The sequence below is a fragment of the Pseudonocardia sp. CA-107938 genome (assembly GCF_050936315.1).
GTDB lineage: Bacteria > Actinomycetota > Actinomycetes > Mycobacteriales > Pseudonocardiaceae > Pseudonocardia.
Window position 1 is genome coordinate 6,380,362 of record NZ_JBNJNA010000001.1, and the last position, 12,486, is coordinate 6,392,847.

The following is a 12,486-nucleotide window of genomic DNA, read 5'->3' on the forward strand; positions in this document are numbered from 1 at the left end:
TGATGCGCGGCGTCGTGAGTGACGGGCGCGTCGAGCTGGAGGAGGTGCGCCGGTTCGGCAACGGACCGGTGCGCGTCCGCGACACCCTGCACTGGGACGTGCTCGGCCTCTACCGCGAGGTGACGGAGGGGCTGCGCGCCGCCGGCGAGGTGGCGTCGATCGGGATCGACACGTGGGCCGTCGACTACGGGCTGCTCGACCGCACCGGTGCGCTGATCGGTAACCCGGTGCACTACCGCGACTCCCGCACCGACGGCATCGCGGAGACGCTGCCGGATCTCTACGCCACCAACGGCCTGCAGGTCCTGCCGTTCAACACGATCTACCAGCTCGTCGCCGCTGCGGGCACGCCGGCGCTGGAGGCGGCCACCGACCTGCTGCTGATCCCCGACCTGCTCGGCTACTGGCTCACCGGGGTCCGCGCCGCCGAGGTCACCAACGCCTCCACGACGGGCCTGCTCGACCCCGTGGCGCGGCGCTGGGACAGCGGGTTGATGGCGAAGGCCGGCATCGATCCGGGCCTGTTCGCGCCGCTCTGCGAACCGGGCACGGTGCTCGGCGCAGCGGACGGCGCCCCGGTCATCGCCGTCGGATCGCACGACACCGCGTCGGCCGTCGTCGCGGTGCCGGCGGAGACCGAGCGGTTCGCCTACATCTCCTGCGGCACGTGGTCGCTCGTCGGGGTGGAACTGGACGCGCCCGTGCTCACCGAGGCGAGCCGGGCGGCGAACTTCTCCAACGAGCTCGGCGTCGACGGCACGGTGCGCTACCTGCGCAACGTGATGGGGCTGTGGCTGCTGCAGGAGTGCGTGCGGGAGTGGGGTTCGCCGGACCTCGCCGCCCTGCTCGTGGAGGCTTCCGGCGAACCACCACTGGCCGCGGTCGTCGACGCGGGCGACGCGGCGTTCATCCCGCCCGGCGACATGCCCGCGCGCATCGCCGCGGCCTGCACCCGCCTCGGGCAGCCGGCACCGGCCACCCGCGCCGCCACCGTGCGGGTGGTGCTGGACAGCCTCGCGCTGGCCCACCGGCGAGCGGTGCGCGAGGCGGCCGCGCTGTCCGGCCGCGAGGTCGACGTCGTGCACATCGTCGGCGGCGGCTCCCGCAACGAGCTGCTGTGCCGGCTCACCGCCGACGCGTGCGGACTCCCCGTCGTCGCCGGACCCGTCGAGGCGACGGCGCTCGGGAACGTGCTGGTGCAGGCCAGAGCGCTCGGCGCGGTGACGGGCGGCCTGCCCGATCTGCGCCGGGTGGTCGCGGCCTCGACCGCGCCGCACCGGTACGAGCCCGACCCGGCCGCAGCCCGCGCATGGGACGAGGCCGAGTCGCGCCTCGGCTCACGCACACGCTGAGGTGCCCGCGCACACGTTCCACCATGTGCGCGGCCACACCACGGTGTGCGCGGGCGTCAGTGGAGTCGGTCGCGCGCCGACAGCGCGATCGTCTTGTAGCCGTGCTCGGCGAACAGCACCGTCACGCGGTCGCTCTCCACGCTCATGACGGTGCCGGCGCCGAACTCGTCGTGCTCGACGTCGCTGCCCCCGGCGAACCCGACGTCCGGCGGCGGCTCCTCCGGCGCCGCGCCGGGGGCGTCGCAGGCGTCGCAGTTGCCGCACGGCTCGGTGCGCTCCTCGCCGAAGTAGCCGAGCAGCGCGATCCGGCGGCAGCCCGGCGCGTCGGCGTAGGAGCGCATCATCTCGATCCGCGAGCGGACGGTCTCGCGCCGCCGCTCCGCGACCGCTACGGCGTCCTCGATCGCCTGCTCGAGCGGCACCTCGGTGCGGGTCACCCCGTCCGCGCCGATGCGGACGGCGCCGGCCTGCTCCAGCAGGTTGAGCACGGCCGTGCGCCGGGCGCGCGACAACCCGGCGGCCTCGCCGACCCCGGCAGCGGTGCGGGTCTCCCCCGTTGGCAGCGCGTCGAGCACAGCGCGCAGGGCCGCCGGCTGCGGACGCCGGGCGGTGAGGAAGCGCTGCAGGTGGAAGTCCCGGTCGTGGTGGTGCAGCTCGACGACGGCCGGCTCCCCGTCGCGGCCGGCGCGCCCGATCTCCTGGTAGTAGGCATCGAGGGACGCGGGCGCGGCGGCGTGCAGCACGAACCGGACGTCGGGCTTGTCGACGCCCATCCCGAACGGCGGAGGTCGCCACGACGATCTCCGCGTCGCCGGACATGAACGCCTCCTGATCGGCCGCGCGGTCCGCGCGACGCCGCCCGGCGTGGTAGGGCCGGGCCCGGCGCCCGCGCTCGACCAGCGCGGCCGCCAGCTGCTCGGCGCCCTTGCGGGTGGCCACGTAGACCAGGCCCTGGCCCGGCAGCTCGACGGCCCGCTCGACGATCTCCGCATCACGCACCTCGGCGTCGGCGTGGCGGTGCGCGGCCAGGTGCAGCTCCGGCCGGTCGAAGCCGGCCAGCACCTCGTGGTGCTCGCGCAGCCCCAGCCGCTCGACGATGTCGGCGCGCACCGGCGGCGCGGCGGTAGCCGTCAGCGCGACCACGCGCGGGTGCCCCAGCCGCTCGATGGAATCGGACAGCCGCAGGTAGTCGGGGCGGAAGTCGTGGCCCCACTCCGAGACGCAGTGCGCCTCGTCGATGGCCAGGAGTGCGACCCCGGCTGCCCCCAGCCGGTCCACGACCTCGGCGGACGCGAGCTGCTCCGGGGCGAGGAACAGGTAGCGGGCCGTCCCGTCGGCCACCGCCTCCCACGCGGCGGTGGTCTCCCGCACCCGCTGCGCCGAGTTGACGACGACCGCGTCCGGCGCGTCGGTGCCCTCCAGTCCCGCACGCTGGTCGCGCTGCAAGGCGATCAGCGGCGACACGACGACGCACAACCCGTCGAGCAGCACGGTGGGGACCTGGTAGATCGCGGACTTCCCGGCGCCGGTGGGGAGCACCGCGAGCACGTCGCGGCCGGCCATGAGGGCCTGCATGGCGTCGAGCTGATGGTCGGAGAGTTCGGCCCAGCCGAACCGTTCGCGAGCGGCACGGCGCAGTCGTTCCTCGTGGGGCACGAGCGAGCAGGTCCCCGACCGCAACGCCGGCCAAACCGGAGGGTTGAGGGCGCGGAGCGGTGGTAGGCCCGCGCCATGGCCTCTCCCCCCGCCGGCGTCCAGGCCGAGCGACCCACCCAGATCCCCCCGCGCGGCTGGTGGCAGGTCACTCGCCGCGCGTTCCGCGAGAGCAGCAGCGACCACGTGCCGATGCTCGCGGGCGGGGTCGCGTTCTTCGCGTTCCTGGCCGTCTTCCCCGCGCTGATCGCCGCGATCACGCTGTACGGCCTGGTCGCCGAGCCGGCACAGGTCGCCCAGCAGGTGCGCGACCTCACCGCCGGCCTGCCGCAGGAGACCCGGCCCCTCATCGCCGACCAGCTGGCCGCCATCACCGCCGGCAGCGGCGAGGCGCTGGGCCTCGGGCTCGTGGTCTCGCTCGTGGCCGCGCTGTGGTCGGCGTCCAGCGGTGTCGCCAACCTCATGCAGGCCGTCAACATCGCCTACGACGAGGAGGAGACCCGCGGGTTCGTGAAGCTGCGGGGCACCGCACTGGCGCTGACCCTCGGGGCGGTCGTGTTCGTGCTGCTCACCCTCACGCTCGTCGCGGTCGTCCCGCCCGCCCTCGACGCCCTGGCACTGGGCCCGGTCGCGACCGTGCTGGCGCAGGTGGTGCGCTGGGTCCTGCTGGTGCTGCTGGTCGTCGTGGCGCTGGCGGTGGTGTACCGCGTCGCGCCCGACCGCTCCTCCCCGCAGTTCCGCTGGGTGAGCACCGGCGCGGTCGTCGCGACGGTCCTGTGGATCGTCGGCAGCGCGCTGTTCAGCCTCTACATCGACAACTTCGGCAGCTACAACAAGACCTACGGCGCGCTGGCCGGCGTCGTCGTGCTCCTGCTGTGGCTGTACCTGACCAGCTACATCGTGCTGCTCGGCGCCGAGATCAACGCCGAGTCGGAACGCCAGACGCGGCGCGACACCACCCACGGCCCGGAACGCCCCCTCGGCAGCCGCGAGGCGTCCGCGGCGGACGAGGTGGCGCCGGGCTGAGGCGGCCGCCAACGCGACCGCACACACCGCTGGGCGGGTTCACACACGTTCGGACGTGTGTGAACGGGCCTCGCGATGTGTGCCGTCGTCGCTGCGCGCTTGGGTCAGCCGTCCTTCGGCCCGCTCGGCTCGATGTCCTCCGGCGGGCCGGGGCGCGGCGGCACCAGGTCGCCGGGGTCGGGCGCGTCCGGGTCGGCGTTCGGGCCGCCCTCGGGCGGGTCGATGACGGGCCGGCCCAGCTCGTCCACGACCTCGTGCTCCTGCTCGTCACCGTTCGGCATGGCGGTCCTCCTCCGTCGCGTTCGGTACCTCCTCGATCCCCGTCCCACAGGCGACCAAACGTGCCCGCGCACGGTGAGGAGGCGCCGCAGCAGTCGCGACGCAGGTACCGGCGCAGTTCGCTCAGTAGCGCGGGTCGCGGGCCGGGGGCAGCGGGTCCTCGCGCACGACCACTCCACGTGCCTGCCGGGCCATCGCGATGCTGGCGATCAGTCCGATCACGCCGACCACGGTGAGGATCCACCCGATCAGGTTCAGGTCGAGGCCGCCGAGGCGGACGTGCACGGCCAGGGCCAGGATGAGGCCCACCGCGATCAATCCGATGCTGGAGCCGATTCTCATGCGGCCCGGGTACCCCGGTCGGGTGACCACTACACCGCGGGATCGCCGCAGGCCGACCAGAACTGCGTCAACGCCGCCGCTGACCTGCCCGGATCCTCCAGCATCCACCAGTGCCCCAGGCCGTCGAGCCGGGTGACCCGGGCGCCCCAGCGGGCCGCGCAGGACGTCGACGCGGCCTCGTCGTCGTACTCGTCGGCGGTCGGCTGCACCACCATCCCGGGACCCCTCAGGGGCCCGGCCAACTGGGCACCCCAGTCGGCGTACGGGTTGGGCACCGCGGAGCGGTAGAGGGCGAGGATGCAGTCGCCCATCGTCTCGTCGAAGGCGGCGCGCATCGTCGCCACGTCCGCGGGCGGGGTGCCAATCGACTCCATCATCGCGGCGACCCGGCCGTTGCGCATCCCGACCATCCGCTCCTCGCCGAGGCCCCGGGTCTGCCACACCTGCGCCATGTCGTGCCAGACGTAGTCGGGCGCGAACACCGCCGCGACGTCGACGGCCCAGCTGCGCAGCGGCACGTCGAACGCGGAGACGACGCGCAGCACGAGCCCCGCTCCCCAGTCGTGGCCGACGAGGTCGATCGGACCGTCGATGCTCTGCAGGGTCGCGGCGAGCCACGCCGCGTACTCGTCCTTCGTGGCGCCGAACCCGGCCGGGCGCGGCGCACCGAACCCGGGCAGCTCGACCGCGACCGACGCGCCGGTGAGGTGCGCGCGCACCCCGTTCCAGAGCGCGCCGGTCTCCGGCACGCCGTGCACGAACACCGCGGGCATGCGGCCAGTCTAGACGTGATAGATGAGCCAGAGGATGACGTAGTCGTTCCGGACGATCTCGCAGTTGTACGAATCCGCCCCCTTGCTCCGTGCGATGTCGTACGCTTCGCGGTAGCACCGCTGGCGCGCGTCCGATCCGGTGTAGGTCCTTTCCCAGCGCCATTCCTCGTAATCCGCGTGCGGCGGCACCGCCGGAGACACACTGGTGGGCGCGGTGGGAGCGGCAGGTGCGGCCAGTGCCGGGGCCGCACCGAGGACCCCGGCCAGGCACGCGAGCATGGCGATGAGAACCATCCTGACAATCGATTTCATTGTTCCCCCTCATTGTATGACCTATGCGTGAGAGCGCTCTCACGCATCTGAGCTTTGCAGGCGGATCAGCGTTGGCCAAACGATTTCGCCGATCCGCGAAGCGTCGACCCGCCGCTCAGGCATGCGGGGAGCGCGCCGCCGGAGCACACCAGCGCCGAGCGCGACTACTACGAGCGCTGGTTCACCGCCGGCCTCGACGCGATGGTGCGCGGCTTCCGGACCAGGTAGTCACTCGGGCGTGTTCTCGTGGTCCCCTATGCGGAACGGCGTGGTCACGTTCGCGTACATCAGGTGCGTGACCAGGCCGTCCCTGGCGTGCTGCAGGTTGTGGCAGTGGTCCATCCAGACGCCGGGGTTGTCGGCGCGCAGCGCCACGTCGTAGCTCTCGCCGTTGCCGACCTCCAGCGAGTCGAACCACCACGGGCTGCCCGTCGCCGCCACCCCGTTGCGGGCCAGCACGACGGCGTGGTGGCCGTGCAGGTGCATCGGGTGCGCCTCGCCGCTGTCGTTGGACACGTGCATGACCACCACGTCGCCCTCACCGACCATGAACATCGGCTCGTCCGGGTAGTGCTCGCCGTTGATCGTCCACCAGACCCCGGGCACGCCGTCGAGGAAGCCGGGGGCGCGACCGATCGCGTAGCCGAACCGGCGGTCCGGCCGGGTGGCGTCGAACGGGAGCGGCGCCGGGGTGCCGTAGGTGAGCAGGTCCACGTTGCCGGCCGGACGGGGCGTGGCCTGCGGGTTCGACCCGGCCGGTCCGACGACCAGCGCTGCGGTGCCCGTCTCCAGCCGGACTCCACCGGGCGGGACCGTGACCTGCAGGTCCGCCCGGCCGCCCGCGGTGACCAGCACGCCGACCCCCTGCACGTCGGCACCGCCGTGCACGTCGACGCCGTCCACCGCGACGACGCGGAACGGCGCCCCGGAGATCCACACCGCGCCGGCCCCGTTGTCGGTGTTGATCACGCGCAGCCGGACGGTGGCGCCGGCGGCCGCCTCGACGGCGTGGTCGCCGGCGATCCCGTCGATCGTGCGGACGCCGTCGTAGATGTGCACGAGCGCCGTCACGTCGGTGGTGGCGCCGAGCCCGGCGCGGGGCACGATCACCAGCGGGCCGAGCAGGCCCCGCACCACCTGGTCGTGCGCGACCTGGTGCGAGTGGTACCAGTACGTGCCCGGCGACCGCGCGACGAACCGGTAGACGTGCTCGCCGCCGATCGGCACCGCGTCCTGGGTGACGCCGGCGACGCCGTCCTCCGCGTTGGGCACGTCCAGTCCGTGCCAATGCAGGGTGACGCCGCCGGCCACGGACTCGTTGACCAGCTTGACCTGCACCAGCTGGCCCTCGACGGCCTGGATCTGCGGGCCGGGCGAGCTGCCGTTCAGCGTGTAGCGGGTGCCCTCGCGGCGCGCGGTCAGCGTCACGTCGACGTCGGGGGTCCCGACGGCGGGGCCGGTCAGGGTGGGGACGGCGCGGGCCGGCCCGACCGGGGCGGCGCCACCGCCCAGGTCCGGCCGGCCCGTCGTCGCCATGTCGAGGCGCGCCGGCAGCAGGCTGGAGTACCAGGCCACCGCCACCGGGGCCAGCACCGCCAGCGCCAGCACGGCCGCGATCACGCCGCTCCGACGCAGGACGATCCCGGCCACGGTCAGGCGACGACCCGATCGGCGGAGACCGCCGACGCCGCGCGCACCGCCGCCACGGCGGCCCCGAAGATCAGCAGGGCGTTCAGCCCGTGCAGCAGGCCGAGGAACGGCAGGCCGTGCCCGAACATGCCCAGCAGCACCTGCAGCACGATGAGCCCGAAGGTCGACGCGGCGAGCGCCACCCCCCTCTCGATCTTCGCGAAGAACGCGACGACCAGCAGGAGCAGGCCGATCAGCGGCACCACGATCTGCCCGTTGATGCCGTGCAGCGGGAACCCGGCGACGCCCTCGAAGTCGGCGGTCTGGCTCTCCACGAGTGCCTTGTCGACGACGCCGCCGCCGTCGATGAACTTGGACTCGCCGAACACGGCCCACGCGATGAACGCGGCCTGCGCGACCACTTCGATCGCGACCAGCCAGGCCAGCACCTTGTACGCCGTTCTCATGTCGATCTCCTGTCGGTGGTGGGAGGAGTGCGCAGTCGAGCAGCAGGGCCAGGAGAGCCGCCCGGCGCCACGGCCTGGGAGTAGGAGGGCGGCGCCGGAACGTTACGTCTGCGGCCGCGCTGCGGGTCTCCGGCTCGCGGTGGCGGGATTCTGTGTCCGATGCTGGCCGTCCGGCAACGACTCCGGACGGTTTCGCGCATTCCGATCAGGTCTCGGTACGCCACGTTCCGTAGTAGTTCCTTGCGGAGCGTAGCTGTTCAGCGGACTCGCTGCCCACCGACCAGCACCGCGAGGGGACGGCGCAGCGCCGCCAGATCCGCGACCGGGTCGCCGTCGACCGCGAGCAGGTCGGCGTCGTAGCCGGGCACGATGCGGCCCTTGCGGTCGCCGAACCCACAGACCTGCGCCGCCGTGCTCGTGCCGCTGCGCAGCGCCGCGGCCGGGGACATGCCCAGTCGCACGAGGTCGGCCAGCCCGTGCGGCAGGACGCCGTGCGGCTTGATCGGGCCGATGCCCGCGTCGGTGCCGACCACGTAGAGCGCCCCCAGCTCGACGAGCCGGGCGTGCGCGGCGAGGATCGCTGGCAGGTGGCGCAGCATCTCCGGAGGCGGTCCGGCCATGCCGGGGGCCGGCACGACGCCCAGCGTGCCGCTCACCGCGATGCGGCGGGCCACGATCGTCGCGAGCAGCTCGTCCGGTGCGCGCACGCCGTCCGGTGCGAGGAACGAGCAGTGCTCCAGGCCGTCCACGCCGGCCGCCACCGCGGCCTCGACGGCGGAGAGCGCGTGCGCGTGCGCCGTGACGGGCAGGCCGTGCCGATGGGCCTCGACGACGAGCGCGGCCAGCTCGGCCGGGCCGAACTGCTCGCTCAGCGCGCTCGACCCCGGTGTGAGGTTGCCGCCGCTCGCCATCACCTTGATCACGTCGACCCCGCGGTCGGCGTGCTCCCGGACGGCCGCGCGCACGCCGGCGACGTCCGCCACGGTCTCGCCGCCGAGGAAGTGGCAGTGCCCGCCCGCCGACGTGATCGGCGGGCCGGCCGCCGCGATCGTGGGCGACGGGCCGGGCCGCCCCCGCAGGCGCAGGCTGAGGAAGTCCCGGTCCCCGAGGTCACGCACCGTGGTGACGCCGGCCGCGAGCTGCGCGGCGGCGGCTGCCGCCATCGCGTCCAGCACGGCTTCGTCGTCGCGGGTGGCGAGCGCGCCGACCGGGTCCGCGCCTGCGTCGAACGCCAGGTGCACGTGGACGTCGACCAGCCCGGGCAGCAGAGTGGCGCCGGGCAGGTCGACGGTCTCGGCGTCCGGGGGCGCCGCGGCGCGCTCGCCGAACTCGACGGACGCGATGCGCCCGTCCTCGACGACGACGAGCGGGTCGGGGATCGTGGTGGCGCCGACCCCGTCGAAGAGGCGGGCGGCGCGCACCGCGGTGCGGCGGCGCGCGCGGGTGATGGTTGCGGTCACCAGGGAAGTGCACGTCGGGAACGGTCGGCCCGGCATCGTGGGAACCACGGGAACCCGGTACTGAACGTGCGTTACGGTCCCCCCGTGCAGCCCCGGTTCGTGGGCCGTTCGGCCGAGCTCGACGAGCTGGTCGCGCGGTTCGAGGACGCCCTCGCCGGGCGGCCGGGGGTCGTGCTCGTCGCGGGCGAGCCGGGCATCGGAAAGACCCGGCTGGTGGCCGAGGTCGGGCGGATCGCCGGCACCCGCGCCGTGCCCGTGCTGTGGGGCACCTGCACCGACGAGGACGGCGCGCCGGCGTACTGGCCGTGGCGGCAGATCCTGCGGGCCTGGCTCGCCACGGGAGCGGGGCCGCCGCCCGACCTGGTGCCGGAGCTGGCCCGGATCGCGCCGGAGCTGGGCACGCCCTCGGGGCCGGCCGGGCCTGAGCAGCGGTTCGCGACGTTCGACGCCGCCACCAGGCTCTTCGCCCAGGCCGCCGCTGCGGGTGGGCTCGTGCTCGTCCTCGACGACGCGCAGTGGGCCGATCCGGCGTCCACGGCGCTGCTGGTGCACCTCGCCCGGCACGCGCGCGACGCCCGGCTCCTCCTCGCGGTCACCTACCGGCCGCGGGAGCTGGCCGACGACACCATCCGTGCTGAGGCCGTCTCCGTCCTCGCGCAGCTGCCCGGCACCCTGCACCTGCAGCTGCGCGGCCTCGACGACGGGGCGATCGCGGACGCGCTCGCCGAACGGCTCGGCACCCGGCCCGCACCCGACGTCGTCGCGGCGGTGGCAGCGCGCACCCGCGGCAACCCGTTCTTCGTGGGCGAGCTGGCCCGGCTCATGGCCGACCCGGCGGCCCCGCAGGACGAGGTCCCGGGGGCCGTGCGCGACGCCGTGCGCCGCCGCCTCGACCGGTTGCCACCGCCGTGCCGCGCGGTGCTGGACGTGGCGGCGGTGCTCGGCCGCGAGTTCGACCCGGTCCGCGTCGCCGAGGCGGCCGATCGCCCCACCGACGCCGCGCTGGACGAGCTGGCCCCCGCCCTCGACGACGGGCTGCTCGACCGGCCGCGCGGGCGCGTCGGGCTGCGGTTCGGGCACGACCTCGTCCGCGAGACGCTGCTCGCCGAGCTGGCGCCGGCCCAGCGGGCGCGCATCCACCAGCGCCTCGCCGCCCTGCTCGAGCCCCTGGCCGACGACCCCGACGTCGCGCCCGAGCTGGCCCACCACGCGCTGGCCGCGCTGCCGCTCGGTGACCCGGCCGCCGCCGTCCGGTGGGCGCGACGGGCGGCGGAACGGGCGACGGCGCAGCTCGCCCACGAGGAGGCGGCCAGGTTGCTCGGGCTCGCCGTCGACGCCGGCCGCGGCGTGCTGCCGGCCGGCGAGCGCGGTGAGCTGCTCCTCGCCGCCGCCCAGGCCCACGCGGCGGCGAACGATGTCGCAGCGGCCGCGGCGGCCTGCACCGAAGCCGCCGACCTCGCCCGGCACACCGGCGACCACGCGCTGCTCGGCCGGGCGGCGCTCGTCATGCCCGGGATGTCGGACGTGGAGTGGCTCGCGGCGGCACGGCAGTGGAGCGAGGAGGCGCTGCGGCGGCTCGACGACGGCGACAGCCCGTTGCGCGCGATGCTGCTCGCCCAGCTGTGCCACGCGCTCGTCATCCCCGAGCCGCAGCACGAGCAGATGGACGTCGTGAGCGCGGAGGCACTCGCGATCGCCGAGCGGCTGGGCGACCGGGAGTCGCTGGTCAGCGCGCTGCGCGCACGGCAGCTCGCCCGTTCCGGCGCCGACGGGCTCGCGGAGCGGATCTCGCTGGGCGAGCGGATGCTCGCGCTGGGGACGGACGCCGACGCCGAGCCCCTCCTGTGGGGGCGGGCCTGGCGCTTCGACGCCTTCCTGCAGGCCGGCCGCGTCGACGACGCCGAGCACGAGCTGGACCTGCTCGAACCCGTCGTCGCGCGGCTGCGCCGGCCCCTCGCCCGGCTGCACCTGCTGCGCGGCCGGGTGGCGCTGGCGGCGGGACGGGGCCGGTTCGCCGACGCCGCCCGGCTCAACGACGAGGCGTTGCGCATCGCCCAGGACGGCGGCCACATCGGGCCGCTGATGACGGCCCGGGCGATGATCTACACGATCGACGTGTCCAGGAACGGGACGGGCGACCCGTCGGCGCTCGCGGCGGCGGCGACCGAGAACGCCACGCCGTTCACCGCGCTCGTCACGTCGTCGTTGGCGCTGGGCGCGCTCGCCGCGGGCCGGCGGGCGGACGCCCAGCAGTGGTACGACCGCCTGCCGCCGCCGGACTCGCGGCGCATCCCACCGTTCATGGTGCTTCCGTTGCTGGCCCAACGCGCGCACCTCGCCGCCGACCTCGGCGACGCCGCCGCCGCGGAGACCTGTCACCGGCTGCTCCTGCCGCACGCCGACCTGCACGCCGTCAGCGGCGCGGGCGCCGTCACGACGGGTGGATCCGTCCAGCTGTACCTCGGGCTGGCGGCAGCCGGCGCCGGTCGAACCGATGCGGCCGTGCGGCACCTGCGCGCGGCGATCTCCGCGAACGACGCCGCCGGCCTCGCCCCGTTCGCCGCCACGGCGCGGATGCGCCTGGCCGCGACGCTGCGGTCGCGGGGCCGTCCAGGCGACGCCGACGAGGCCGTCGCCCTGCTCGCTGCCGCCGACACGGCCGCGGAGCGGATGGGCATGCCGGTGCTGCTCGCCCGGATCGCCGAGCTGTCCGGGCAGCTGCGCGACGGCGGCGTGCTCAGCCGCCGGGAGACCGAGATCGCCGAGCTGGTGGCGGACGGGCTCACCAACAAGCAGGTGGCGCTCTCCGCGCACATCTCCGAGCGCACCGTCGAGAGCCACGTGCAGCACATCATGGCCAAGCTCGGGTTCAGCAACCGCAGCCAGATCGCGGCGTGGGTGGCCCGCCGAGCGCGCTGACCGGCAGTTCAGTACCGGTGTTCAGTGTTCTCCGCGATGGGCGTGCGGCCGCGCCGCCGCACACTCCCCCGCATGCTGACCACCGCCACCCCCGCGGCGAACCGCCGCCTCGCCGCCGCACTCGGCGCCTACTGGCGCGCCATCGCCATGGTCCTCGCCACCGAGCACGGCTGGTGCCTCGCGCACGGCGCGTGGTACCCGGGCGACGCGTTCGATGCCCACGCTCCCGAGGCACGCGTCGAGAACGAAGTTACGGTGATCAACAGGGCTTGAT

Annotated in this window: 12 protein-coding genes and 1 pseudogene; 4 read left to right on the top strand and 9 right to left on the bottom strand. The window is 74.7% G+C overall.

Annotated features, from left to right (window positions below; all coding sequences use genetic code 11):
* The first annotated feature begins 2 nt into the window (after nt 1–2).
* Nucleotides 3–1,352 carry a rhamnulokinase gene (locus tag ACQEVB_RS31555; protein ID WP_432980683.1) on the top strand — a complete coding sequence of 450 codons (1,350 nt, stop codon included), beginning with the start codon at nt 3–5 and terminating at the stop codon, nt 1,350–1,352.
* Between the two features lie 56 nt (nt 1,353–1,408).
* Here ACQEVB_RS31555 and ACQEVB_RS31560 read toward each other — a convergent pair whose 3' ends face one another.
* On the bottom strand, nt 1,409–2,125 hold the full coding sequence (locus ACQEVB_RS31560; RefSeq protein WP_432979364.1) for a RecQ family zinc-binding domain-containing protein: 717 nt from the start codon (nt 2,123–2,125) through the stop codon (nt 1,409–1,411).
* A gap of 64 nt (nt 2,126–2,189) precedes the next feature.
* Nucleotides 2,190–2,927: pseudogene (locus ACQEVB_RS31565) on the bottom strand (DEAD/DEAH box helicase); the annotation flags it as partial.
* 156 nt (nt 2,928–3,083) lie between these two features.
* Here ACQEVB_RS31565 and ACQEVB_RS31570 point away from each other — a divergent pair.
* Entirely contained in the window at nt 3,084–4,031 is a 948-nt protein-coding gene (locus ACQEVB_RS31570; RefSeq protein WP_432979367.1) for a YihY/virulence factor BrkB family protein, read from the top strand.
* Between the two features lie 104 nt (nt 4,032–4,135).
* Here ACQEVB_RS31570 and ACQEVB_RS31575 read toward each other — a convergent pair whose 3' ends face one another.
* The 7 genes from ACQEVB_RS31575 to ACQEVB_RS31605 all read right to left on the bottom strand — a co-directional run bounded on the left by ACQEVB_RS31575 (nt 4,136) and on the right by ACQEVB_RS31605 (nt 9,293).
* Nucleotides 4,136–4,312 (bottom strand): hypothetical protein, encoded by a 177-nt coding sequence (locus tag ACQEVB_RS31575; RefSeq protein WP_432979370.1) that lies wholly within the window; start codon nt 4,310–4,312, stop codon nt 4,136–4,138.
* A 121-nt stretch (nt 4,313–4,433) separates the two neighbouring features.
* Nucleotides 4,434–4,652 (bottom strand): DUF6458 family protein, encoded by a 219-nt coding sequence (locus ACQEVB_RS31580; RefSeq protein WP_432979373.1) that lies wholly within the window; start codon nt 4,650–4,652, stop codon nt 4,434–4,436.
* A gap of 29 nt (nt 4,653–4,681) precedes the next feature.
* Nucleotides 4,682–5,425: an alpha/beta fold hydrolase gene (locus tag ACQEVB_RS31585; protein ID WP_432979376.1), complete on the bottom strand. Its 744-nt coding sequence runs from the start codon at nt 5,423–5,425 to the stop codon at nt 4,682–4,684.
* A 9-nt stretch (nt 5,426–5,434) separates the two neighbouring features.
* Complete coding sequence (locus tag ACQEVB_RS31590; protein ID WP_432979379.1) at nt 5,435–5,719, bottom strand: hypothetical protein; 285 nt, start codon at nt 5,717–5,719, stop codon at nt 5,435–5,437.
* A gap of 246 nt (nt 5,720–5,965) precedes the next feature.
* Complete coding sequence (locus tag ACQEVB_RS31595; RefSeq protein ID WP_432979382.1) at nt 5,966–7,387, bottom strand: multicopper oxidase family protein; 1,422 nt, start codon at nt 7,385–7,387, stop codon at nt 5,966–5,968.
* A 2-nt stretch (nt 7,388–7,389) separates the two neighbouring features.
* Entirely contained in the window at nt 7,390–7,833 is a 444-nt protein-coding gene (locus tag ACQEVB_RS31600) for a hypothetical protein (protein WP_432979385.1), read from the bottom strand.
* A gap of 257 nt (nt 7,834–8,090) precedes the next feature.
* On the bottom strand, nt 8,091–9,293 hold the full coding sequence (locus ACQEVB_RS31605; protein WP_432979388.1) for an amidohydrolase family protein: 1,203 nt from the start codon (nt 9,291–9,293) through the stop codon (nt 8,091–8,093).
* An 84-nt stretch (nt 9,294–9,377) separates the two neighbouring features.
* Here ACQEVB_RS31605 and ACQEVB_RS31610 point away from each other — a divergent pair, with 84 nt between their 5' ends.
* Nucleotides 9,378–12,212 carry an ATP-binding protein gene (locus ACQEVB_RS31610; RefSeq protein WP_432979391.1) on the top strand — a complete coding sequence of 945 codons (2,835 nt, stop codon included), beginning with the start codon at nt 9,378–9,380 and terminating at the stop codon, nt 12,210–12,212.
* A 72-nt stretch (nt 12,213–12,284) separates the two neighbouring features.
* Nucleotides 12,285–12,485: a hypothetical protein gene (locus tag ACQEVB_RS31615; RefSeq protein WP_432979394.1), complete on the top strand. Its 201-nt coding sequence runs from the start codon at nt 12,285–12,287 to the stop codon at nt 12,483–12,485.
* The last annotated feature ends 1 nt before the right edge of the window (nt 12,486 follow it).